The sequence below is a fragment of the Pseudomonas sp. Y3 TE3536 genome (assembly GCF_053629175.1).
Genome location: NZ_JBRJHU010000001.1, coordinates 5,229,344 through 5,253,652 on the forward strand (window position 1 = coordinate 5,229,344; position 24,309 = coordinate 5,253,652).

The 24,309-nt window shown below is 60.2% G+C and carries 21 protein-coding genes; 6 read left to right on the top strand and 15 right to left on the bottom strand.

The genetic code is table 11. The features are described 5' to 3' along the window. Window positions 1-72 precede the first annotated feature (72 nt). Genes AB7M33_RS23455 through AB7M33_RS23465 form a run of 3 tightly spaced genes read left to right on the top strand, consistent with a single transcriptional unit; the run spans window position 73 to window position 2,175 of the window. Complete coding sequence (locus tag AB7M33_RS23455) at window positions 73-1,008, top strand: hypothetical protein (protein WP_454243744.1); 936 nt, start codon at window positions 73-75, stop codon at window positions 1,006-1,008. 21 nt (window positions 1,009-1,029) lie between these two features. Beyond that, entirely contained in the window at window positions 1,030-1,341 is a 312-nt protein-coding gene (locus AB7M33_RS23460; RefSeq protein WP_454243745.1) for a hypothetical protein, read from the top strand. Window positions 1,342-1,350: 9 nt separating this feature from the next. Continuing rightward, window positions 1,351-2,175, top strand: coding sequence for a hypothetical protein (locus AB7M33_RS23465; RefSeq protein ID WP_454243746.1), 825 nt, complete (start codon window positions 1,351-1,353; stop codon window positions 2,173-2,175). A 392-nt stretch (window positions 2,176-2,567) separates the two neighbouring features. On the opposite strand, the gene AB7M33_RS23470 is transcribed toward AB7M33_RS23465, so the two are convergent. From AB7M33_RS23470 to AB7M33_RS23505, 8 genes are all read right to left on the bottom strand, one after another. After that, on the bottom strand, window positions 2,568-5,288 hold the full coding sequence (locus AB7M33_RS23470) for a hypothetical protein (protein ID WP_454243747.1): 2,721 nt from the start codon (window positions 5,286-5,288) through the stop codon (window positions 2,568-2,570). A gap of 341 nt (window positions 5,289-5,629) precedes the next feature. Next, a complete protein-coding gene (locus tag AB7M33_RS23475; protein ID WP_454243748.1) occupies window positions 5,630-7,612 on the bottom strand; it encodes an ATP-binding protein in 1,983 nt (660 codons plus the stop codon). 117 nt (window positions 7,613-7,729) lie between these two features. Beyond that, a complete protein-coding gene (locus AB7M33_RS23480; protein ID WP_454243749.1) occupies window positions 7,730-8,560 on the bottom strand; it encodes a hypothetical protein in 831 nt (276 codons plus the stop codon). A gap of 259 nt (window positions 8,561-8,819) precedes the next feature. Continuing rightward, the gene (locus AB7M33_RS23485) at window positions 8,820-9,257 is read right to left on the bottom strand and encodes a GlcG/HbpS family heme-binding protein (RefSeq protein WP_454243750.1); all 438 of its coding nucleotides are present in this window, start codon (window positions 9,255-9,257) and stop codon (window positions 8,820-8,822) included. After that, entirely contained in the window at window positions 9,250-10,632 is a 1,383-nt protein-coding gene (locus AB7M33_RS23490) for an amidohydrolase family protein (protein ID WP_454243751.1), read from the bottom strand. The genes AB7M33_RS23485 and AB7M33_RS23490 overlap by 8 nt, the downstream gene beginning before the upstream one ends. Window positions 10,633-10,740: 108 nt before the next feature. Continuing rightward, window positions 10,741-11,664, bottom strand: coding sequence for a LysR family transcriptional regulator (locus AB7M33_RS23495; RefSeq protein WP_454243752.1), 924 nt, complete (start codon window positions 11,662-11,664; stop codon window positions 10,741-10,743). Further along, window positions 11,646-12,035, bottom strand: coding sequence for a Rieske (2Fe-2S) protein (locus tag AB7M33_RS23500; RefSeq protein ID WP_027593283.1), 390 nt, complete (start codon window positions 12,033-12,035; stop codon window positions 11,646-11,648). The genes AB7M33_RS23495 and AB7M33_RS23500 overlap by 19 nt, the downstream gene beginning before the upstream one ends. Before the next feature lie 64 nt (window positions 12,036-12,099). Beyond that, complete coding sequence (locus AB7M33_RS23505; RefSeq protein ID WP_454243753.1) at window positions 12,100-13,227, bottom strand: FAD-dependent oxidoreductase; 1,128 nt, start codon at window positions 13,225-13,227, stop codon at window positions 12,100-12,102. 218 nt (window positions 13,228-13,445) lie between these two features. Here AB7M33_RS23505 and AB7M33_RS23510 point away from each other — a divergent pair, with 218 nt between their 5' ends. The 3 genes from AB7M33_RS23510 (at window position 13,446) to AB7M33_RS23520 (ending at window position 16,838) form a co-directional block, all read left to right on the top strand. Further along, entirely contained in the window at window positions 13,446-14,369 is a 924-nt protein-coding gene (locus tag AB7M33_RS23510; RefSeq protein ID WP_027593285.1) for a LysR family transcriptional regulator, read from the top strand. 353 nt (window positions 14,370-14,722) lie between these two features. Next, window positions 14,723-15,880: an alpha/beta hydrolase family protein gene (locus AB7M33_RS23515; protein WP_027593286.1), complete on the top strand. Its 1,158-nt coding sequence runs from the start codon at window positions 14,723-14,725 to the stop codon at window positions 15,878-15,880. Window positions 15,881-15,902: 22 nt separating this feature from the next. Continuing rightward, complete coding sequence (locus tag AB7M33_RS23520) at window positions 15,903-16,838, top strand: VOC family protein (protein WP_274885314.1); 936 nt, start codon at window positions 15,903-15,905, stop codon at window positions 16,836-16,838. A gap of 124 nt (window positions 16,839-16,962) precedes the next feature. Here AB7M33_RS23520 and AB7M33_RS23525 read toward each other — a convergent pair whose 3' ends face one another. The 7 genes from AB7M33_RS23525 to AB7M33_RS23555 are packed head-to-tail and all read right to left on the bottom strand — an operon-like array spanning window position 16,963 to window position 24,207. Continuing rightward, window positions 16,963-17,970: a formylglycine-generating enzyme family protein gene (locus AB7M33_RS23525; RefSeq protein WP_454243754.1), complete on the bottom strand. Its 1,008-nt coding sequence runs from the start codon at window positions 17,968-17,970 to the stop codon at window positions 16,963-16,965. Then, the gene (locus AB7M33_RS23530; RefSeq protein ID WP_099429317.1) at window positions 17,967-19,604 is read right to left on the bottom strand and encodes an arylsulfatase; all 1,638 of its coding nucleotides are present in this window, start codon (window positions 19,602-19,604) and stop codon (window positions 17,967-17,969) included. The genes AB7M33_RS23525 and AB7M33_RS23530 overlap by 4 nt, the downstream gene beginning before the upstream one ends. An 18-nt stretch (window positions 19,605-19,622) precedes the next feature. Beyond that, window positions 19,623-20,411: a cyclase family protein gene (locus AB7M33_RS23535; RefSeq protein ID WP_027593289.1), complete on the bottom strand. Its 789-nt coding sequence runs from the start codon at window positions 20,409-20,411 to the stop codon at window positions 19,623-19,625. An 11-nt stretch (window positions 20,412-20,422) separates the two neighbouring features. Next, window positions 20,423-21,403, bottom strand: a complete 981-nt coding sequence (locus AB7M33_RS23540) for an NAD-dependent epimerase/dehydratase family protein (RefSeq protein ID WP_454243755.1) — start codon at window positions 21,401-21,403, stop codon at window positions 20,423-20,425. Next, window positions 21,394-22,386: a fumarylacetoacetate hydrolase family protein gene (locus AB7M33_RS23545; protein WP_238214152.1), complete on the bottom strand. Its 993-nt coding sequence runs from the start codon at window positions 22,384-22,386 to the stop codon at window positions 21,394-21,396. The genes AB7M33_RS23540 and AB7M33_RS23545 overlap by 10 nt, the downstream gene beginning before the upstream one ends. Continuing rightward, window positions 22,383-22,955 carry a cupin domain-containing protein gene (locus AB7M33_RS23550; protein ID WP_454243756.1) on the bottom strand — a complete coding sequence of 191 codons (573 nt, stop codon included), beginning with the start codon at window positions 22,953-22,955 and terminating at the stop codon, window positions 22,383-22,385. The genes AB7M33_RS23545 and AB7M33_RS23550 overlap by 4 nt, the downstream gene beginning before the upstream one ends. A 46-nt stretch (window positions 22,956-23,001) precedes the next feature. Beyond that, window positions 23,002-24,207 (bottom strand): MFS transporter, encoded by a 1,206-nt coding sequence (locus tag AB7M33_RS23555; RefSeq protein ID WP_454243757.1) that lies wholly within the window; start codon window positions 24,205-24,207, stop codon window positions 23,002-23,004. Window positions 24,208-24,309 lie beyond the last annotated feature (102 nt).

The following is a 24,309-nucleotide window of genomic DNA, read 5'->3' on the forward strand; positions in this document are numbered from 1 at the left end:
TTTCGTTTCGGGCGGTTGCGGAATGATGTTAAATTGCCATTTCTGATGCGAGGGATGTCCAAGGAGTGTTTCGTGAGGAATGGTTTGTTGGTTTCTTGTATGGCTCTTTCCCTTGTGGGATGTGGAGATGGCGGCGAAGCTTACAGAAAGCAGGCGGAAAGTCTTCGTGGAGATGTTAGTTCTCTGCAAGCACAGATTGCAGCTGCGAAAACCAGGATCACCCAGCTCGAACAGGAAAATAAGACTCTCAAAGAGACACCGGTAAAGTTCTTAGCCCAGGTAAGAAAAGCTGTGGATGCCGGGGACGAGACAACCGCGAAAGCAGCCTTGGCATCGTTAACCTCCCGCTACGCCGACTCCGCTGAAGCCGCGATCGGAAATGGTCTTTTGCAAAAAATGGTCAAGGATCGCGAAGCTAAGGAACAAGAAGAGCGCCGACTGGCAGCCCTTGGGATGAAAGCGATCCCGGTCAAAGGCTCGTTCACCGCGGACGACAGCGCCGTCTCGCTTCAGTCTGCTCAAGTGGCCGGCCAATGGAGCTTCAACGACCACGGTGACGAGTATGAGTACCGATCAGCTGAGCGCGGCTCTCGGTACATCACTGCGAAGGTGACCTACTCGTCCAAGAGCAAAGATCCCCGCCTGGCCCCTCTGATCGTTTACGCATCAAACGGTGGTGAGCTTAAGCGGCTTGGTGTCATGGGCTTTGAGTTCGTTAGCTGGAGCAGCTATGCGACCTTCCTGGGAAACTATCACGACGACGCGAACGACTTTGCTCACAGAGCAAGCATCCGTTTCTCTATGGGGCTCCAAGTCCCGAACGAGGCAATCACTAAGCCGCTGTACATCGTAGCCTCCTCCTCAGGTTGCGCTGACCGTAGCTCGGATCGATTCGGAAGACCGCCGGTGAGCTACGCGACCTACAGCTGTGACCAAGCTGCTCCCGCTGTGCTCCGGGCTAGTGATTTCAAAGAAGGCCGGTTCGGGATCGTTAAGCGCATTGATTGATACTGAGATAGGACGCTCTATATGAAGAAGGCTTTTATTGCAGCGGGCATCGCCCTGCTCTGTTTGGTCGTTTACACCCAGATCACTATATTCGCAGTACCGCCTATTGGAGCGGTACCCGAAGGGCGGACAGTCATCATGCTTCGCCTCAACAAGACGAATTTCATCGATAGCGCTGATGCGATGTGCGTTCGTATCCAGGGCTACGTCAACCTGCTTTGCCGTGGCATGACGATGGGAGCTGTAGTGAACGCTACCACCATCATTGCGCGTCTGCCCTACTCCGAGACCATCTACAAGATCAGCACCGGTGGGAACACCTACGATCGATAGTCATCCTAAGTGCCGGACTGGCCAACAAGCAGCCATGGTTTTTTAAAATATCTGCTGTGGAAAGAGATTTTTATGCTTAGATCGTTCCGTACCATTGTCGGATTGACATTACTGGCAATGAATCTTTTCACCGATTTTACGTACGCGAGGGATGTAAGCGTAAGGGGTTATACCCGCAAGGATGGAACCTATGTCGCACCTCATCATCGCTCGACGCCCGATGGAAACTTCTACAACAATTGGAGCACGTTGGGGAACGTGAATCCGTATACCGGCAAAGTGGGGACGCTCACCTCACCGAGCCATGGTGGGTACACCTCGGCACCGTCCAGTACACCCGAATATGTGCCGCAGTCCGGACACGTCCCTGATGCTGAATATGTTCCGAAGACCGGAAATGTACCGAAGCGTGAATCATTGGCGCCTAAGGTAGCCGTGCCGATAAATGCCGTACCCAATAGCTATGGCGCCGGCTGGATCTGCAGACGAGGCTACAGCAAGTCAGGTAGCACGTGTATTGAGGTACGTCCGCCCGAGAATGCCACTATCAATTACTCGGGCGATGGTTGGATGTGCGAGCGGGGCTACAGTCGATCTGGTGGTGGTTGTGTTGAGGTTCATCCGCCCCAGAACGCCGTGATCAATTACACCGGCGATGGTTGGATGTGCGAGCGGGGCTACAGTCGATCTGGAGGTAGTTGTGTTGCGGTTCAACCGCCCCAAAACGCTGTGATCAATTACACCGGCGATGGTTGGATGTGCGAAACGGGATACCGACAATCCGGGAGCGAGTGCCTTTCTGTTAATGCTCCGGTCAATGCAGGGTTGAAATGACTGGGTTTGCGAGAAGGGATAGCCGTGTGCATTGGATGAGCTCCCACCCATCGTCGGCAACCGTAATTGGCTGCGCCCACAAAATGTCGGATTATCAGGGAGCTTGACTCTCAACGGCTGACCTCACCACCGGCTGAGCAGCCGCAAACCCGTGATCTCGTTACGATGGCAGAGGTCGATGGGTTCCTGAGCCTTCCCTCCCCGCTGCACGCGGCCTGGCAGATTGCAGAGGATCATCCGGTCGCCGAGAAACTCGGAAATGGCCGTTTTTGAGAACGGCTGATCGAAATGGCGTACCGAAGCCGTTGGCTTATTCTGAGATTAGGGTCTCAAGGGCTGTTGAGTTCAGACAAGCCAAGGTTCATTGGTACGGTGCGCGGGGGCGGCGGTAATTAACCGACGTTCTCCAGGTACTCGGCCAAACGATTGTTCAAGCGCTCAAGCTCCTTCCCGGCGGCACATGACTCGATCGCTGCCTCCAGGTCGGGCAACGCAAGCGCACCGGGAATACTGGCCAGAATGTCGAAACGATGCTCGTGGAATTCGTAGCGGTACTTCGATTGGTTAGGTTTCAGATTACTGAATGCTCGGTTAATCCATTCTAAAGCAGCATCAGAACTCCCTAGTTGATATTCGGCGAGCGCCATGAGCCGCTGTGCAAAGGGGTTAGTATCTAGGTCGGGACGTAGTATCAGCAAATCCTTGGCTTCTTCAGGTCTTTGCATCAGAAGCAGCAGTTCAGCGTGGCGTTGGCTGTGAAAGCTGTTAGGCGGGAGTGACTCAAAGAGACGTAGAGATTCTGCTCTCTGTGATTCCGCAGATGCGCCCCCGATGCGTGATGCCTCAAACAGCGTATCGGCCCAGGCAAATCTGTCCCCCGGAAGTGGTAGATCATCGATTACGTGAGCAGGAATTGCTGTAACCAGGCGGGTTAAAAACTCTGGAGCTTCTTTAGAGAGGAATCTGCATACGGAAGACATCGTCTGAAGAGCCTGGGAGATCCCCAGTTCTGCGGTCTCAACGAGCATCCGTGTGATGAGAGACTCATGCGGCATGATCAAGTCAGACCGGCGCAGCCAGGTAGCCAGCTCAACCGCTGCAAAAAATACTGAATGTGAGACCAATTCACTGGCGGCTGCATCAGTCAAAATCTTCTTGGCGATATCGGCTGCACGCTCCTGATCAGCTACATCACCATTTTTGAGCAGGCGCATGATCTGTATTTCAGTTTCCGGCAGAGGATGAGGCCCTGCTCTCACTTCGTCGAAAATGGCCAGTGCCTCAGCCACGCGGCTCAGTCGTACCAAGGCTTTTGCCTTGTGGTGCTGGATTTCTGATTGCTGCTTGATGGTCAGCCCTTTCGCAATGGCCAGCTTGTCAAAGACCTCGAACCTTTGATCAAGCATCTGTTTCGCATGGCTCAGCGAAGTGCTCTTGTCGTGAAGATAGAGCTTCTCGACCGTTTCCATCAACGCCATCGTTGCTATAGGTGAAGGTTGCTTGGCGCCTTTGCTCAGTAGCTCTGCATCCTGCAACGGATTGCCCAGCAACTCTGGTCGCACCTTCGAAGATTCCCATGTAGAGAGCATGGAGTAGATGAAAGCGGGTCGGCAGTCGCCCTCCTCAACCAGTCGCTCAATCTTGATGCGTAGGCTGAGTGCTGCTGACCAAAACGCAAGATCGGTGCGCAGTGCCGCAGCACTCATGTAGTCGTCGAACTTGTTGGTGATCAGCTGTCGATTGGACTGTGTCCACCAGTGCTGACCAGCGAGGCTCGCGTAGACAATATCGTGCAGCCTCAAGAGCCCCGGCCTACTCGGAGCAGTAAGGCCATACTTTCGCAATGTCCTTACCTGCCCGGGCGCGGAAAGCGCCATCACGAGCTTGGCGTCTACTTGAGGAACGCCCGCCCACTCAAAGATCGCAAGCCCCAGTTCAGTGGCACCGCGTAACCGACCGAGAAGCCGCTCTGCCAGGGCATGACCGTCTGATTCGAGCGCGCCTGGCATTTGGCAATCCAGCTCGATCTCAGCCCAGGTCGCCCCCTCACAAACCGCCGCGTTGAGCAGGCTGATGGTAAGGGGATGCCCCCCCACAGACTGCCATATCTTGTCCCATGTCCGTGGTGAACAGTCTGTCACCCCGCGCGTCAGCAATTGATGCGCATCCGATTCGGACATCAGGGGAATTTCGTGAGCACTGGCTGTAACTGCTCTGCGTGTCAGCAGCACGCGGGAATCGGGGCCGCACAATGATGAAAGGGGTTCTGGATCAAGCGCATCGTTTGCATCATCAATGATGACCAAGCATGGGCGACTTTTTAGCAGGCCAGCTACGTTGCGCACCTCTCCCATCCGTGTGATGGATACAGCTTGGAGATCTTCAACCCTTCCGATATCGGCTCCAGAAAGCCAGAGCACGGTTTGGTAGTGGTGCTTGTTGCGGTACGCATAAGCTGCAGCGGCATCGGATTTACCACTGCCTCCCAAGCCAGCTAAAACCACGCACTTGCAGGCCTCAAAGAGGTGATCAAGCAAGTCGTCGATCTCTGGCCTGGGAATGCGGTGTGGGTCTGGCTGAGGCACCAGCGCCTGCGCTGCTTCTTCTTCGGAGAGCCTCGCTAGAGAGGGAAGGTAATGGCTTAGCCTGAGTACGGCCTCCTCATTGTCCAGGGCGTGATCGATGATCACCGCGGCGATCTCTGCCGCCCCTAACACCTTGAGGGAGCGGCCAGCCATCTCAGGCCAGCCTAGCACACTGCTTTCAAATGACTGAGAGATTTGGGGTGCTTTGTTGGCGCCAGCGAGCAGGTAGATTTCTCTGGCATGCGGGGCTTTAGCCAGTGCATGACGCACGTCCGACTGTGCTTTGACCATGGGTGGCGAGAAGTACTTCTCTAGAGCGGAGTACTCAGCAGCGTAGAAGCCATCTGATGAAACTCCATCAACCACACCTGCAACGGGAAAGCCTCTGGAATTGATTCCTTGCGTATTGACCGGCACATTCAGCGCCAGATTCAGCAATAGCCCCCCGAAGACCTCGAAGGTTTGGCCTATAGCGCGGATTTCACTTGAAAGCCTGCTGACATAATGAGCACGCTTGTAGGGATCCATCTTACCCATCATCCTCAAAAATCACCCAGAGCGGACGTGCTGAGCGTTGACACAACACTTCAGCACGAGTCATTACAGTTGGCGAGGTCAGCCCGGAGCGTTCCCGCCGCCACCGATGAAATGCTATCCGGCCTACCTGAGGAACACTAGACTCGATCATCCCTACGCTAGCCGTTTGAATGGTTATGTTAACGCGCCACATCATAATGAGGAGTGGGCTGGGCTGCGGTGGATCGGCTGCTGAGTAGAGGTGCTCCCCGCTCCTCTATCGCCCCCCTCGACGATACTCCCCAGCAGGGATGAGGGAATTGCAGGCCGTGACTTAAGGTCTCTGCTGCTTATCAAACAGCTTCCTTGATTGCCTCCTCCGCTGCTTTAGCGGACCTGGATGCAACCAGGTCGAGATTGCCCTGCTCCTGAGTCGCTAGCACCTTGGCCAGCAGCGTGTCAGTAGAAAGATTACCGTACCTGTCTTCCAAGGTTTTCCGTAAGCGCATCAGGCGAAGGTTCGCTGTACTCACCAAGGCCCCATAAGTGGTGGCCCTCACTTGACCATAATTACGAGATTCATCACCCACTGTTTTGGACGTACTCACCCCCGCAGCGATCGACTGGCCAACTACCCAAGCAGTGATGAACGGAGAGCCGTTGACGTAGCCCGATGCGGCGATGTCCTGAACATACCCATCGGCCTGGTTGACTTCCTTTCGATTGAGTTTGAAGCCCCCTTTTTTGAGCTCGATCAGCAGGATGTTCTGCATCTGGGCGACTGTCGCGTCCTGGGGATCGAACTGTTCAATACCCACCAGTTGGGCAGTAGATCGATCTGGCAGCACCACGATGTCAGGCCGTTTTCGTTCGTTGATGAACGAGGCGTCGCCATCCCCCCAGAGCTGCTTCGCCACGCTTTTCAACGTCATGTTCGAGCAGTACTCCATCGACTCAAACTCCGGCCCGAACAACCAGCGAGATCGCAGAATGAGCGGATGCAGTGTGTGGAGTTCATCCGTCTCAGGATCATCAGCAAGCCTAGTGATAGCTTCAATAACACTCAGCCGGCCATCAATTTCGTCGAGCACGCGTAGTGCGTCTTTGACTGACCAGTCCGCTAGGAGCGAGTCCAAACCCTCGATGTCCGTCGCAGGCAGGTTGGCCAACTTTTGAAGCAAGGATGCCCCGCTCTTGGATCTCTCCAGGTTGATCACGGCTTTCACCGCTGTAGCCAGGAACTCCGGAGAGACCATTGGATGGGCCTGCGCTATAGCTTTCGTGAACTCTGTGACTTCGAGTTGAGCGCCATGCCCCAGCGATTTGAGCTCTGATCGGTTTTGTACCAGAGCATCCTCTGAGGTGGCTTCAACAACCTCGGCCGCCAGCTCATCCGCCACCTTGCCAATGCATTCTGCAGCAGCCTTATACAGCTCCTCGACAGCAGGTGTTGACTGAAACCCTGTCCAGTCTTGAATCACATGCCCTTCAAAGCCTTGGGTGTCTACGATGACCTTGTAGCGCTTGGCGAACCGTGTGCGTCCATCGAAGTTCGCGACCTGGCCGATAACCCAGGAAGGATTGCCTACGAGTCGGTGCTCCACCCAAAACGCCACGCCTTGGTGGATAGAAGAATGGTTCTGTTGCGTGGAGTCAATGACGATGACTTTTGCGGTGCGCCCATCACTCAGATCCAGATTGTGGGTACGAGCATGCTGCTCAAGTTTTGCCAGGGTCAAAGGGGTGCCATTGACTCGAATCTGAAATCCTGGGTCATGGATGAAACGTGCAGCAAGAACCGTGATGATCTCTTTCACGTCCGGCAACTTGCGGGTTACCGACACGGATAGCCGCGTCCCCGAACCTTCTCGCTCAGCGAACTCCTCCGAGCGCACCACGAAAGGACTTGGGCCGGACTCAGTGCCCACGATGAAGGTACTCAGCTTGCCGTCGCGCCAGGTTTCTACCTGGTACTGATCTCCGAAGCACAGAAGACCGTGCCGGCCAACACCATTGCGGCCGTACGCTTTCCTGAATTTGGCGCTTTTGCCCTTTGGGAATTCAACCTTGAAGCTCTGATGCTTGAGGCGATTGTACCGTAGCGTCATCCAGCGCTTGCTGAATTGCTGAGCTGACATACCGTGGCCGTCATCAACCACTGTCAGGGTGCCACCCGGCTCAGTGGGTAAAATCAAGTCCACCTTGCTCGCGCCAGCATCCCACGCATTAGCTACAAGCTCCGTGAGAGCCACCTGCGGCACATGCGCGACGGGGCCCAGCTCACGGAGAAGATAGTCCTCCTCAAACAGTGAGAGGTGCCGGTTTTGATCGGTCATCGATTCCCTCCATGGATAGGTGCTCACTGGCCAATTGCCAGATCGGAGCAAATGTCAGCAATCCTACCTGAATGGCTTAATTTGCTGAATCCGAACGGTTTCCGTTTTGATGCAAACTCACCCGTCCTGTGGCTCGCTCTCTGTCTTGTTGCTATTCCAGCGGAAGCTGAGCCTGTCATCTACGTCCATCACCCAGAGCCCAGACCAGATTGCCAGCCAGAATTGCGCCGTCACAAAGAATGGCATGGCCATTAGCTGACCAAAGGCTTGCAATGCAGGGCGGATGCTGACTTTCCGTTTTAGGTGAGCAGAGGGTGAGTAAACCCGGTACTCAGGTAGGCCGAATCTGAAGCGCCAGTAAAGTGCGATTTCGCTTTTGGCAAATTTGATCGCATTGCAATTCCACCGTTTTCCCCAACGGAATCTCCACTCATCGTTCAGGAGCCAGCTCTGGGTCATGTAGGACTGTACGGAATCCTGAGCAGGTAACACAGTACCCGTTGATTGCTGGATCACACACTGTCGCAGCTGGATCTCCTCGACCGAAAATGCAATGCCGTACTCCTCACCGCCCACGAATGCCTGAACGGGGATATTTGTGAGGTTCCAGACAATGGGACGTTGGTCTACGTCGCATACCGATACTTTTTCCTGATAGCGAATGCCTGCGCCGATCGCCTCAAAATACAAGTCAACGTTAGCAAGGCTCTCCCCAGTAGAGCGGAGTGCTAGACGGGAGATCCGTGGTTCCGGATCTGCAAGCATCGCAAGGCGTACTGAGTACTCCAAATGTTTTCCCAAGGGTTCCCACCGTGCGCCCAGGCGGTGGCGTATAGCCCATTTTTTATGGGACGCGGCATAGGTTTTGTACAGCAAAGCCTTGGTAACTCGCTGCCATATCCAGCCTGCAGCCTTTGCGACGAAATTAAACGGAACTGGGATATCCAAGCACAACTCCTGACGTCATTGCACAACCAAGCGGTATAGATGCGGATCTTCGAGTAGCTGCGCAGTAGTCACCCGTGACAAAGCGCCTGAGCTTGGCACCACAGTAAGCTATGGAAAGCCGCTGATCGAGAGTCATAGCTGGCATAGTATTAAGCTCAGAGTGAAACTTTTTCAGATATCCGAAACTGCGCGCACCAAATAAGCGCATGAAATGAGAAAAGCCACCCAAGCCGCAGTGGCAAAAGTGGCTTTTTTCCTATCAACATGCCCCACTGTCGGGCATCAAGTTTGCCCCCAGCACACCGGCAATGGCACAGCGTTCATCGTTGTCGGAGCTGTCACCGCTGATACCGATAGCGCCGATCACTTCCCCTGCCCTGTTACGCACCAGCACCCCGCCGGGCACCGGAACCATATTGCCGCCGGCCAGGGCACTCAATGCATTGAAGAAGGCAGGAAGCGCGGCAGCACGACGGGCAAGTTCGCGGCCGCCAAAGCCCATGCCCAGCACTGATGCGGCCTTGCCCAACGCGATTTGCGGTCGCAGCAGGCTGGCGCGCTCGTCGCGTTTGAGCGCCAGCAGGTGACCGCCGGCATCCAGTACCGCAACACAAAGTGGCTGCAAGGCTAACCGCCGGCCCTCTGCCAGCGCAGTGTCGACCATCTGCGACGCCAGTTCCAGGGTGAGCTTATTCATGCCGGCCTACCTCTTGCTCAGGTTCAGGTGCGCTGCGCTTGCCCATTTCCACGGCCCGTTGCCGGGTGTGAAGTTCGGCCCATTTCACCGTGTTGAAGTCACTGACCTTGTAGGGATCGTAGCCCGGTACCTGGGCCTCCACGCGATGACCGCCGAGGTACACGTCACGTATGCGCTCGCGCTCCTGAAGAATCGAGACGTTCTGCAGGGGGGAGCCATCAACACAGATGAAGTCGGCGCGACGGCCCACCTCGATGGCACCCACCTGCTGCGACACGGGCATCATCCGCGCGGCAACCGAGGTTGCCGCGCGCAATGCCTGGGCAGGGCTGAAACCCAACCAGTCGACAAAAATCTCGATTTCACGGGCGTGCCATTCACCGTAGGGAGTGATGGCGAAACCGCTGTCACTGCCGGTCATGAACGGCACACCGGCTTCCCGGGCGCGGCGCAAGTTGCGACAACCCACCTCGATCACACGGCGCTGCATCGCAGCGTAACCACAGCGGGTCGAAGGCTCGTAATCCTCGGCAAATTCGACGTTGTTGGCGAGCATGGTGAAGGTCGGAGCGAGGTGACTACCCGATTCGAGTATTGCCTCGATGCAGGCATCGTCCAGGAAAAAACCGTGGAAGATTACGTCCACCCCCGCCTTCGCCGCATACAGCACCGCTTCGCGGCCATAGGCATGCACGGCGACCTTTTTTCCAAGGCGGTGGATCTCCTCGACCATGGCGCGGGTCTCGTCCTGAGTGAACGCAGCGATATGTTCCCCGTTGGGGCGCATGTGCGGGCCGTCCATAGCGATCTTGATCAGGTCCACGCCGTCCTTGGCCTGGCGACGGATTTCCGCAATCTGCTCGTCGCGGGTAGCGCACAGGCGGCCAGAGAAATACTCAGGCGTACCGACCCAACTGGGGAACCAATCGTTCAGGCTCTGCCGGTTGGCGATTACATTGCTGCTGGCGGCGATGCGAGGGCCACTGAACATACCGGCATTGATAGCGTTGCGTACGGCAATGCTGCAATGCCCGGCGTCACCCGGCACCACCACCGAGGTGTAGCCGGCGGCCAATACATGCTGGGTAAAAAACAGACCGCGCAGGGCGCGAAATTCCGGCGAGACGTGCAGGTCGATGTCTTCCTCGCTCTTGGCGTTGCCGAACACTAGATGGGTGTGGACATCCACCAGGCCGGGCATGACGAAGTGTCCGCCAGTGTCAATCACGCGTTCGCCAGGCAATGGCTGCGGAGCGGTCTGACGAGGGCCGACATGGGTGAACACACCCTTTTCGATGATCAGCACCTGGTCGTGGCGAGCCTGGTCCTCAAGGCCAGTAAAGAGGGTTTGGCAGTGAACGTGGCGTCTGGGCATGGCGGTCTGTCCTGTTGTTGTCGTGCCAATACGGTATTGGGCAGCCAATGCCTGAGGAAGTGAAGTTTGCTGCTGGCCGGCCATGACAGAAATTGATAGCCGTCGTGGTCAGCCCGCCACCTCCGCCAACAACTGGCGCAGCCAGACCAGCGCCGGGTCACTGTCCTGGTAGGCGTGCCATTGCACGACCTGCAGAGTGGCGGGAATGGCGAGTGGTGGTGGCAGCAGGCGCAGAGGAAAGCGCTGCGCGTAGAGGTGCGCCAGGCGACTGTGCAGGGTCGATAGGCAGGGGCCGCCAACGATGAATTCCGGTATCAACGCAAACTGGTCCACAGCCACAGCCACCCGCCGCGTCAGCCCCTGGCTTGCGATAAATTCCGCTTCCATGCTGCCCTGGGCGCCTGCGCCGGTCTCGCGGACCACATGTGGCGCTGCCAAGTAATGCTCCAGCGTGAGGCCGTCCATCAGGGCGCAGTTATCCCTGCAGGCAATGACGCTGAAGCTGTCTTCGAACAACGGTTGTTGCGGATGACGCGCCGAGCCATGGGCAAGCGGCAGGATCACCAGGTCGCAGTGCCGGTGCTCCAGGGCCTCATCCACCAGGCTGCCCGGCTCGGCACCGCGCAGCGGCACCAGCGTTAGAAGTTGCAAATCGACCTGGGGCGCAAGGCTGGCCAACCGTCGCATCAGCGCCGGCATGAGCACCGCGATCACATAATCCGACGCAATGATGCGGAACTTGCGGCGCGCCGCCCCCGGGTCGAAGCTTGCATTGGCGAAGGCAATGCCCCGCGCGTTTTCCAGTACCTGGTCGATACGTGGGTGCAGTGACTGCATCAGCGCCGTGGGCAGCATGGCGCCGCCCACGAGGACAAACAGCGGATCGTTAAAATGCTCCCGCAGGCGACCCAGGGCCGCGCTGACCGCTGACTGGGTCAGGTGCAGGCGCACCGCGGCGCGCGTGACGTGCTGCTCGACAAACAAAGCGTCCAGCACCACCAGCAGGTTCAGGTCTAGTCCATGGAAGCGCACGCAATAGCCTCATCGTTTGCCCGAGGGCCACCCTCCTCCAGCCATACGTTTCCCGAAACGTCGACCTTTACCATCAGTGCTTGCAGCGACTGGCCCTGACAGGGGCCGAGCACGCAGAAGCCGTTGTCGGGCTGAAACAGCGCGCCATGAGCAAAGCAGACAATGTGCCGGCCATCGCCAGACATAAAGCGATCCTTGCGATACTGCATGGCCACGTCCAGGTGCGGACACAGGTTTCGATAGACACGCACCTGGCCACGCCAGCGCAACGCAAGCACGGTGTCACGCCCCTGGGCCCAGGGGTCGAACCCACGTGCAAGGCCTTCCTGCAACTGGTCGTCGCGGCAAAGCAATGTCAAATCCTGGGACACAGAGACCTCGATAACTCAGGGGGTGAACGTGTAAACACCGGAATAGCCGCCACGGCTAGCAGTTTCAGATCGGTTCGGCGGTCAGCTTGAGCATCGCCTTGGTCAGTCCGATGCGATCGAACGTCGCGTCACGGGCCATTTCCCTCTCCCCGGCCGTGATCGAGTTCTCGCTGATGTACTTGCAGCGCTCAAAGCGGCGCGTCATGAAACGCTCAAGCCGCTCCTCCACCGAGCCGCTGCCGCACAGCTCCAGGCTCAGAACCAGTGCGTCCTCGATTGCCATCCCGGCGCCCTGCCCCAGATGCGGCGTGGTTGCATGAGCCGCGTCGCCAATCAGCAGCACACGGCCTTTGAACCAAGGTTCGTTGACGAACACCACTTCCATGGGTTTGTAGACCACCTGGCTGCTGTCGGTAATCTGCTCGCGCAGCTCGCCCACTAGGCCTGCGATCTTACTGAGGCGGTCACGCATCAGTTCGGCCAACTGTGCCGGCTCATAGCGGGGGTTACCCGGCTCGTGGGAGGTGGAGAACATGTACATCAGGTCGTCGGACAGCGGTACCAGGCCGGCGTTGCCCTCAGCACCGACATAGCTCGCCAGATGATCAATGGAAGGATGTCGAGGAAAGTTGTAGCGCCACACGGCCTGCCCAGTGAAACGCGGCTTGTAGGTGTCGCCAAAGAGCATGCCGCGAATCTTCGAATAAACGCCGTCGGCCCCCACAACCAAGTCGTAGCGAGCAGCGCTGCCATCGGTGAAGCTCACATCCACGCCGGCCGCGTCTTGTTGGAAGGATTCTACCGACAAGCCAAGGCGTACCTGGGTGCCAAGGTCGATCGCAGTGGTGCTCAGCACCTGGTGCAGAGACAGGCGCGAGATACCGACGTTGGCGGGATACTCCGGGCCGGCCAGGCGCTGGCCTGGGATGCGTACCAGGGCATTGCCCTGCAGATCGTAGATGCCAACATCCTCGAAGGCATAGGCCGCTTCGAGGTAGCCTTCGAGCACGCCGAGGCGGGCCATCTCTCGCACCACGTTGCTCTGCTGAATGATGCCGACACCATAGACGGTCCACTCGGACTTGATTTCCACCAGGTCCACCGCGATGCCCTGGCGGCGCAATGCGATGGCCGCGCAGAGGCCACCAATCCCGCCGCCGACTACGAGTACCTTGCTGATATCGCTGCTCATGGATGAATCCTTGTTCTTGTTGTGGGAGCGCAGGGTCGATCGCGAGCGTGACAACCCGAGCATTAACAGTGTTTTGACCGGGACCACGCCAGCGCGGCTGGATAGCACGACAACAGAGAGGCCCTAGGAGCACAGGCTAGGAAGGCAGGAACAATTTGACTAATCGTTAGTCGGGATGCAGGGTATCGCGAAAATAAATACAACAAGAGATGCCCGTGATGCGCTTTAAACACCTGGATTTGAACCTCCTGGTGGCGCTGGATGTACTGCTCGAAGAGCAGAACATCACCCGTGCCGCCGCCCGCCTGCACATGACCCAATCGGCCACCAGCGGTGTGCTCGGACGCCTGCGGACCTACTTCGAAGATGACCTGCTAGTGCAGGTGGGCCGCAAGATGATGCCCACCCCACTGGCAAAGGAACTGGCATTACCGGTTCGCGACGTACTGCTGAAAATCCAGACCTCCATCACCGCCAAACCAGTGCACGACATCTCCGAGAGTAAACGTCACTTCCGCATCATGGCCTCGGACTACCTGATCAGCGTGCTGTTCGCCGAGGCGATTCGCGAGATCAACCACGAAGCCCCGAACATCACCTTCGAACTCATCAGCCCCGGCCAGACCGCCATGGAAATGCTCATGCGCGGCGAAGTGGACCTGATGATCGCGCCAGAGCACTTCATCGTTAAGGAGCACCCCTCACAGCTCTTGTTCGACGAACAGCACGTCTGCGTGGTGTGCGCCGAGAACCACAGCATCGGCGAGCGCCTGACACTGGAACGCTACCTTGAGCTGGGGCATGTCGGCGTCGCCTTCGGGCGCAGCCGTACGCCCGGCATAGAGGAGTGGTTCATGAGCCAGTACGGCTGCAAACGCCGCGTGGAAGTCATCACCCACGACTTCAATACCTTGGCGCAACTGGTCATTGGGACCCAACGCATCGCCACCATGCACAGCCGCCTGGCACGGCTTTATGCACGCAACCTGCCGCTGCGCATCCTGCCGCCGCCGGTGGAGCTGCCGGCCATGCAGGAATACATGAGTTGGCACCGCAGCCTGGACCGTGACCCCATGCTGCGCTGGCTGCGCGAAAAGCTGACGGAGATGGTCAGCCGCCCAGAGTCTGCCGTTACCGCTTGAGCCCCTCGGCATCCGGGGTCCGGCTACGGAACCATCCCGGATGCGCCAACCAATCGATACTGGCGATGCGTGCCCTCAGCGTTCGCCATGCCTGCCATCACGGCGGCACGCCAGGTATCTCACAATCCGATAGCTGGCATCCGAACAAGCGATTTGTCCAATCCTTTGGCCCATGCGAGCTTGCGCAAGCTGCCCCAAGGGGCGGCCGACGCCCGCGCCACTGCTTGATGCGGGAGCGTTCACACCGGGTTGCCCGACTTGAGCCCTGCCGATCTGCGAACAGCGCCTCGGGCGATAGCCCTCGCTATGCAGGGTCGATGGCGGCCAGGACCAGAAGAAGGAAAAACAACAATATGTTCCGCTATTTCCCCACCAACTACGTTTGGAACCTCTCGGTAAACCTCGCTATCGAGATGGGCGCGCGCATCGGTGAAATCGTCGAAATGTGCGAACCGCTTCAGGAAGCCGCCAAGCAACCTGACGCCGACGGAACCCGCGCCTTTCGAGAAGCCTGGTCGAAGACGGCCGACAAACTCTGCGACCTGGCCCGCGAGGACGAAGAGAAAGGCCGCCTGCTTTCGGCCGGCGAAAAGTACAACCGTGCCGCAACCTACTACCTCACAGGTGAACGCCTGCAAGCTCACGGCGCCCCAGGTCGCATGGAGCTTTACCAACGCTTCCTCGACACCTTCGCCCGCGGCATCGCGCTCTCCGGCGAGAACTGCGAGCGGGTCGAGATCCCCTATGAGGGCAAAGTCATTTCCGGGCTATTCATCCGTGCCGAAGGCGTACAGGGGCCGGCGCCTCTACTGCTGCAACTCAACGGCCTGGATTCCACGAAAGAAATGAAATACCGGGTTGGCCTACCGGCCTGGCTCGCCAAGCGGGGCGTGTCATCGCTAGTGATCGACCAGCCGGGCACCGGCGAAGCGCTGCGCCTGCACGACCTGAAAGCCCGTTATGACGCCGAGCATTGGGGCAGCCGCGTGTTCGACTGGCTGGAAACCCGTGCGGATGTGGACCCCAAGCGCATCGGCTGCGAAGGCGTGTCGCTGGGCGGCTACTACTGCCCGCGTGTGGTGGCTTTCGAGCCGCGCTTTGCCTGTGGCGTGGTGTGGGGCGCCAACCACGACTGGCGCGACGTGCAAAAGCGCCGCCTGGAACGCGAAGGCAGCTTCCCGGTGCCGCATTACTGGGAGCACGTGCGCTGGGTCTGGGGCGGCAAAAACATCGACGAATTCATGACCATCGCCGAAAACGTCCACCTGGACGGCGTGGTGGAGCGGATCAAGGTGCCGTTCCTGGTCACCCATGGCGAGCAGGACTCACAGATCCCGCTCAAATGGGCCCACCGCACCTACGAACAACTGGTCAATAGCCCCAAGCGCGAACTGAAGATCTTCACCCCGCGCGAAGGCGGTGTGCAGCACTCCAGCTTCGATAACTCCATTAACGCCGGCCAGTACATCGCCGACTGGGTCGCCGAAAACCTCGGTGGTCGTACCGCCTGATAGACAAGAAGAGAAACCGACCATGAAGATCATCGGACCTGATTACCTTGTGTTCGGCGTCGACAACGTCGACGCCTGCGTGCAATACCTCACCGACTACGGTTTGAAGCCGGGCAAGCTGGACGAAGCCGGCGGCTACCTTGAGGCCCTGGACGGCACAGGCATTGAAATTCGCCACCGCGACGACCCACGCCTGCCCAAGGCCATGGAGACTGCGAACACCCTGCGCGAAACCGTTTACGGCGTAGCCGACGAAGCCACCCTGCAGGCCATCGAGGCCGAACTTTCCAAGGACCGCACCGTTGTGCGTGGGGAGGACGGCGTTTTACGCGTGGTGGACGACATGGGCTTCGCCCTGGGTTTTCGCATCACCCTGCGCCGCCCGTTGGCGATGCCCGGCGAAATAAGCAACGCCCCCGGCGCACAGCTGGGCCGCGCCATCAACTCGCTAGGCGCCAGCGACGACATGCCGGCTTTGCCACGCAGCCTGTCGCATGTGGTCTATTTCGTGCCTGACCAGGCCAAGGCAGAAGCGTTCTACACCCGCCTGGGCTTCGTCTGCACCGACCGCTTCGTCGACACCGGCCCCTTCCTGCGCCCGGCTGGCACCCAGGACCACCACACCCTGTTCCTGATCCAGACGCCGCCGTTCATGAAAGGTATCGAACACTTTACCTTTCACATGGGTGGCCCAACCGAGGTGATGATTGCCGGTACCCGCTTCGTCGAGAAAGGCTATGAGTCGTTCTGGGGGCCAGGGCGTCACCAGCTAGGGTCCAACTGGTTCTGGTACTTTAACAGCCCCATGGGCTGCCACGTGGAATACGACGCCGACATGGACCTGCATGACGAGCGCTGGACCGCGCGGGTTGCTGCGCCCGGTGCCGACAACTCGCAGTACTTCCTCTTCCACTACCAGGAAAAATGGGCCCCTGGCGGCCCGCCCCCCAAACATTGAGGGTGGGTGGCTCCACGAACGCTGACACGCCGTGAGCGGGTCGCCCCCTATACCCTGGGGCGACCCGCTCTTCGTTTCCCGGCAAACCGGTTGGCGAGGGGTCATTCAGACTGCTTCTACTACCCTACCACTCCGAGTGGGTCAAGGTTGTTGGCGGGATACGGCGAATGGTGCGAAAGCCCACATGAGAGGTCGCCAGGTCCGCATCCTGGCGCTCACGTGCCGCCGTGCGATAGCGGGCGCAATAGGACGCGGCGCAAAGGTAGGAGCCACCCTTGATGACCTGGGGACGCGACCGTGCAAGCGCGCTACGCAATTGGCTCGGATCGCCATTGGCGTGACTGATCAGCGGCCCCCATTGGGCATCTGCCGTCCATTCCCAAACGTTGCCGATCATGTCGAACAGCCCAGCGGCGTTGGTGGCAAAACAGCCCACTGGGGCAACGCCAGCGAAACCGTCCTCGGCTGCGTCATGCACGGGGAACACGCCCTGCCAGTAATATGCGGCGGGCTGGCCGTTGCTGTCGCGTGGTTCCTCGACGAGACGTTGCGAGGGGTCAACGCCGCGCGCTGCATATTCCCATTCGGCCTCGCTGGGAAGGTCGTTGCCGCGCCACTGTGCGTAGGCCTGGGCGTCCGCCAGGGTGACCAAGGTCACTGGGTATTGGTCTAGGTTGGCCAACGGCCCGTCCGGGCCCGATGGGTGGCGCCAGTCAGCACCCCTTACGTAACGCCACCAAGGCAACGCCGACCCGTCGCTGGCCGTGTCCAGCGGTACGTGGAACAACGCGGCGCCACCGGAGCGCTCAGCCTCGGTGATGTAATGGGTAGCCTCGACAAAGGCGCCGAACTGCGCGCGGGTAACTTCGGTGCGATCGATCCAGAAGTCGCCGACGTGCACTGGGGCGAACGGTCGCTCATCCGGGTAGCCCCCATCAGTGCCGGGGGTGAAGCGCCCGCCGCTGACGCGGACCATCCCGGCCAGCGGGTCGTTGCCCCAACCCGCCGGCAAGCCACCGTAGGCCTCGCAGCCGGCGACATTGCCCAAGGGCAGGCTGGTGGGCGGCCGCGCAGCTACCGTCGCCAGGGCCAGCACACTCAAGCAACCGACGACGAAGAGCTGGCGCCTCATGGGGCCTTGGCCAGAGGCGGTGCGACCACTCCGACACGGCGGGCGTAGTCCTGCCAGGCCTGCTGCAAGCGTTGCGTCGTTTCCGGCTGGCTGGCGGAGAGGTCGTGCTGCTCGCCGCGATCGTGCGACAAGTCGAACAACTGCCAACGCAACGGTGGCTGGGGCTGGCCCGGCATGCTCCAGGGCACCAGGCCAAGGAGTTTCAGGTTACCTTCGCGGTAATAGCGGCTGCCAAACAGCTCACCGGCCATTACCGGCTCAGCCCGGCCTTTGCCTTCGAGCATCGGCAGCATGGAGCGGCCGGTGATGGGATGCTTAGGCTGGCCTTGGTACTGGTCACCCGGGTCCGGCAGACCCGCCAGGGCGAGGAAGGTCGGCGCTAGGTCATCCACCCGTGCCACGCCACGCTCCAGCCCCTGGCGACGCAGGCTGGCCGGCAATTGTACGATGGCCGGCACGCTGATACCGCCTTCGGCGGTGCTGCCCTTGAACAGCCGCAGTGGCGCCGCGCTCACCTCTGCCCAGCGCAGCCCGTAGTCGATCTGCGACCCGCGTCGGCCGAGATTCTCCAGGCGGTTGTCGGTATTCGGACCGGCGGGGTAGTACTGCTCGTGGCGTTCGCCAGCGGGGCCGTTGTCGGACATGAAAACGATCAAGGTGTTGTCCATCTGGCCGCTGGTCTGCAGGTATTCCAGCAGGCGACCGACGTTGTGGTCGAGGTTGTCCACCATCGCGGCGTAGATCTCCATCTTGCGCGCCTCGATGCGCTTGCGCTGGGGGTCCAGTTGGTCCCAGCCAGGCAACTGCGGGGTAACCGGGAGCGGCGCGGCGCTCTGGAAGTCGGCAGGCAGCAGGCCTTTTTCTTTCATGCGCTCGATTCGCGCCTGGCGAACCGCGTCGTAGCCGCCGTCGTAGCGACCGCGGTATTTATCCAGGTAAGCCTGCGGTGCTTGCAACGGCCAGTGTGGCGAGGTGTAAGCCGCATACGCGAAGAAGGGTTTGCCACTGCCCTGCCCCGCCTTCAGGTACGCCAGCAACTTGTCGGTATAGAAGTCCGTGGAATAGAAGTCATCCGGAAGCTCCACTGGCTTGCCATTCTCGCGGTAAGAGAGTTGTTCGATCTTCGCGGTCGAGCCAGGGGCGGGCTTGAAGTGCACCCCACCCCCTTCAAGCAGGGTGAAAGACTGCTCGAAGCCACGACGGTCCGGGCCCTGCTCCGGGGCCAGGCCCAAGTGCCACTTGCCGACCATGGCGGTACGGTAACCACCATCGCGCAACAGGCCGGCGATGGAGTGCGCCTGTTGGTTGAGGTAGCCCTCATAGCCTGGCTTGCCTCGCTGGAATGGCTGCATCCCTTCGGCCATGGTACCCAGCCCGGCCAGGTGGTTGTCGGTGCCGGACATAAGCATGGATCGGGTCGGCGAACAGGTCGGCGCAGCGTACATGCTGGTCAGTTGCAGGCCACTGGCCGCCAGGTGATCGAGGCTCGGTGTGGCGATTTCACCACCGAAAGCGCCGAGGTCGGAGTAGCCCAGGTCATCGGCCACGATCAGCAATATATTGGGGCGCTCGGCCGCATCGGCGAGCACTGGCGCAAGGCACGCTAAGGCCGCCAACAGTATGCGTAATCGCATGGGGAGTTGCTCCTGTTCTTATTCTTCGAAGATGGCCACGGCGCGGACGAAGCCGGCCGAGGCATGCTTGATCTTGTAAGGGAAGCAAGACACCAAAAAGCCGCTGGCCGGCAGGCTATCAAGGTTGGCCAGTTTCTCCATCTGGCCGTAGCCGATGTCGCGCCCAGCCTTGTGGCCTTCCCAGATGATCGACGCATCGCCACTCTCGGCGAAGCGTTCGCGGGTGTACTTGAAGGGTGCGTCCCAGCTCCAAGCGTCGGTACCCACGACTCGCACGCCGCGCTCCAGCAGGTAGAGGGTGGCTTCACGGCCCATGCCGACGCCTGCTTCCAGATACCCCGGCTCGCCGAACAGGCTGCCGGCACGGGTGTTCACCAGCACGATGTCCAGCGGTTGCAGCTCATGGCCGATACGCGAAAGCTCAGCGTGCACCTCGGCGCCAGTCACCACATGGCCATCGGGCAGGTGGCGAAAGTCCAGCTTCACTCCCGCTTGCAGGCACCACTCCAGCGGCAGTTCATCGATACCGAACGCCGGCTTGCCGCCGTCGGTGGTAGAGGCGTAGTGCCAAGGCGCATCCATGTGGGTGCCGCTGTGGGTGGTGATCGATAGGCGCTCTGCTGCCCACGACTCGTGCCCCGGCATCTGGTCCAGGGACAGACCAGGGAACATCGCGGCCATTTCTGGCCAACCCTGCTGGTGGTCCATGTAGTCGATCTTGGGCAGCAGCGGCGGCGGGTCGGTGTAGGGGTTGTTGTCCAGTGTTACCGAGAGATCGACGAGGCGGCGTTTACGGGCAAGGGTCATGGCAGCAGGTCTCAAAGGGTTTGTAATGACGCGCGCGCATGGCGCGGGCGTTGGCTCAGGCTAAGGGCGTTACGCACCAGGGTTTGGGCAGAGCCATCGTGATGAAATCCCAGGGCTCGCGATTGCGGGGTACGCAAAGGCGGATAGCGGCCGAACAACGCCTCCAGGTCCGCATTCGGCTGGTAGCTCACCAAGGCCCGACGGTCGTCGCCGAAAGCCTCGGCCAGAGCCTCGACCACTTGGTCCATGGCCAGGTGCAGCACTGGCAACTGCCACACCCGCTGAGGGCCGGGGTTTTGCAGTTCGGCGGCATGCAGCAGGTTGTCGACGCAGCAACGCGCCGACATCCACCAGGCGGTGGCATTCGGCGATACCGGGCAGCAATAGTTTTCTCCCGCGGCAAGGGCGTGCATCAGGTCGCTCATGAAGGCCGAACGCAAGCCATTCGGCTCGCGGGGCCTTGCGACGATGCCCGGTAGCCGCAATGCGCGGCCATCTACCTCGCCACGGCGGGCGAGGTCATTGAGCTGGGTTTCCACCATGACCTTGTGCGCGCCATAAGACAGCGCCGGACGCGGCATCCACTGCTCGTCCATGCGTGCCGGTAGTTGCGCACCGTACACGGCCACGCTGCTGGCGTAGACCAGCACCGGTGGCCGCGCAGCGTTGCGCAACTGGTCGAGCAGTTCCAGGGTCGCCAGCAGATTCACCTGCCGGCCCAATGCATAGTGCTCCTCGGCTGCGCCGCCGGGGACGCTCACCAGATGGAACACGACATCCACGCCATCGGCCAGGGCGCGGCGTAACAGGGTCGGTTCTGCGATGCTGCCGGCGAGCAAGCGCAGGCGCGGGTCGGAAGGAAAACCCTCCAGTTGCTGATCCAGTAACACCAGCGCTTCCAACGGCTGGCCGCGCAGTTGGCCCTTGTCCAGCAGTCGTTGCACCAGCAAGCGTCCAAGGAAACCGGCAGCTCCGGTAATCATCACGCGCATGGCGGGGCTGCCTGGACTACCTGCTGGTCGATGGCACCGAACAACGGCGAACCATCCGTGTTGCGCGCCTCCATGCGAATGCGGTGACCGAATTGCAGGAAGCCGGTGCGCGGCGCACCGTGTTCGATCATTTCAATGGCGCGGCACTCGGAAATACACGCCGACCCCACGCTGCGGTCGGCATTGGAAACGGTGCCAGAGCCAATCACGCTGCCGGCGCCAAGGCGACGGGTCAGTGCGGCATGGGCGATCAACTGGTGGAAGCCGAAGTGCATGGCGCCGCCATGCGGGTGGCCAAACCACTGGCCGTTCCACTCCACGTTCAGCGGCAGGTGCACGCGACCGTCGCGCCAGGCACCTCCCAACTCGTCTGGGGTAACGGCCACCGGGGCGAAGCTGGAGGAGGATTTGGCCTGAACGAAGCCGAAGCCGGTCTTCATCTCCCGTGGTGCCAACGCCCGCAGGCTGACGTCGTTGACCTGCAGTACCAGGCGAATATGCTTCAGTGCCTGTTCGGCCGTGCAGCCCATGGGCACCTCGTCCACCAGCACAGCGAACTCGCCTTCGAAGTCGATGCCGTGGGCCTCGCTGGGCAGTGCAATGTCTTGCTGCGGGCCAAGGAAGTCGTCACCGGCGCCCTGGTACATCAGCGGCGTGGACTCTACGCCTTCGATGGGCGCAAGGTTGAACGCGCGCTGCATCAGCTCGCCGTGGCTGAGGAAGCAAGAGCCGTCCAGCCATTGCCATGCACGCGGCAGCGGCGCCATCACGCGGTTGGGTTCGAAGTCGAAGGCACCGGCGAGTTCACCTTTGTTAAGGGCATCATAGCGGCCGCGCAAGTCGGCCTCCACGTTCGGCCAGTCATCCACGGCCGCTTGCAACGTGGGGGCGATATCGGCGGCGTCCACCGCACGGCTCAAGTCACAGGAAACCAGTAGCAGGCGGCCGTCGCGGCTGCCGTCGTCGAGTGTGGCAAGCTTCATTGCAGCATCTCCTTGAGTTCGGGGGCGTAGCGGCCGTCAAGCAGGATGAAGACCATCCGCGCCATGTTCTCGGTGCGGTTGCTCCAGGCATGGTTGGTGCCGCGCTGGACCACGATGTCGCCGCGTTTGAGGTGGACTTCCTCGCCGTCGAGCACCAGCCACACCTCACCCTCGGTGACGAGGCCGTAGTCGAGGGTTTCGGTGCGGTGCATGAGCTTGTGCCTGGAGTCGGCCTTGCCAGTGCCTGCATGGGCTTGGCCGATCTCGGCGAAGGCCGCGGCGGCCTCCTCGGCGCTAACTTGGTTCTGCACGCTGTCCGGCGGGATATCCACCACACGGATAACACTGCCCTGGGCGCCGGGGGAAAGCTGCAGGGGCTTGTCGGTTGGGTCTGCGCCATTGTCCAGCAGCGCCGGGCTGACGCTGCTGTTCCAGACCTCATAGAACAGGGTGCCGGGCACCGCCTTGAGCGGGAAGTTGTTGGGCGTAGGGCCTGCCAGGGTGACCACGGCGCGGCCCTCGTTGTCGTGGCCGGTGACCACGCGCTGGAATGGGGGAAGTGCTTGCATGAAAACTCCTTTCAATCAATTGCCGTCACGAGGGGCATGGCTACCTCTAGATGTGATCAGGCGTGGTGGTAGCGCCAGCGCCGCGCGAACGGAAACACTTCGCCAGCACCACGCAGGCGAGCGCCAGCAGCAACTGGGCGACAGCCACCACGGTCAGGGCGCCAGGCAATTGGGCGACCACGCCGCCATTGAGGCCCAGCACCACCAGGGGGCTGATGAACTCGCCGGCAAATAGGGCTGCGGTGAAGCCTCCGGTGGCGCGGCCGCGCTGGATGAAATCGACCTGCCTCATCACCCCGGTGATCAGGGTCGGCAGCATCAATCCGATGCCCAGGCCATTGATCAGCACCGCAACCACCACCAGCGCTGGGTTGTCGGTGGTGGCCATCAGCAGCCCACCGCCCCCGGCTGTGGCGAAAGCCAGCAGCAGCAGATGTTGCCGGCGCTGGCCGTTGAGCAGGCGGAAGCTCAGTGCACCGGCCAGCACGCCGAGCTGGTTGGCGCCCATGGTCATGCCGATCTGCTGGGGCGAATCGACGTGCAGCAGGGTGAGCAGGAAGCCAGCTTGCACCGGCACGATGAATAGGCTGATGCCCGCCAGTACGGTGAGCAGGTACAACGGCAAGAGCCTGCGCCACGGGAAGTCTTCAGCCTTGCCAGACAACGCCGCGGTTTCAGCGACCTTCGGCTCCCAGAGCAGCATTGCCATCAGAGGCAGGAGCAACAGGCCGGCGCCGTACAGCACGAAAGGCAGACGCCAGTCGTTTTGCCCAAGTGCGCCGCCCAAGGCGATGAACACTGCCGCCGAAAGCGAAGTGGCGACCATCTGCAGGGCGAACAGGCGCTCGCGCCGCCCGCCCTGGTAGTAGTCACCCATCAGCGTCGTGCAGCAGGTCATGATGCCAGCCTCCGCCAGGCCCAGGCCTGCACGGCTGATGACGATACCCAGCAGCGACTCAAGCCACAGCGGCAGCAGCCCGCAGAGGCTGTAAAGCATCATCGAGGCCAGCAACAGCGGCTTGCGCCCCAGACGGTCGGCGATGACACCGGCAAACGGCGCCAGCAGCGCGATCACTAACGCCGGAATGGTCAGGCTGATAGGCACCAGCACTTCGGCGCCGGGTGTATCGGCAAAATGCGCCTGCATGCGCGGCAGTACAGGTGCCAGCAGCACCGCGCCCAGCACCGGCAAACAGCTGCCAAACAGTAGCAACAAGGATTGCGGCAAACCCGCCTGGCGATCAGTGCTCATTGCAGTGCGCCTCCATGGCCGTCTGTAGGACGCGCGGCAGTGCGAGCCAGAGGGTTTGCAAAGTCTCGATCAGTGGTGTCATACCCATGTGCTCTTGTTGTT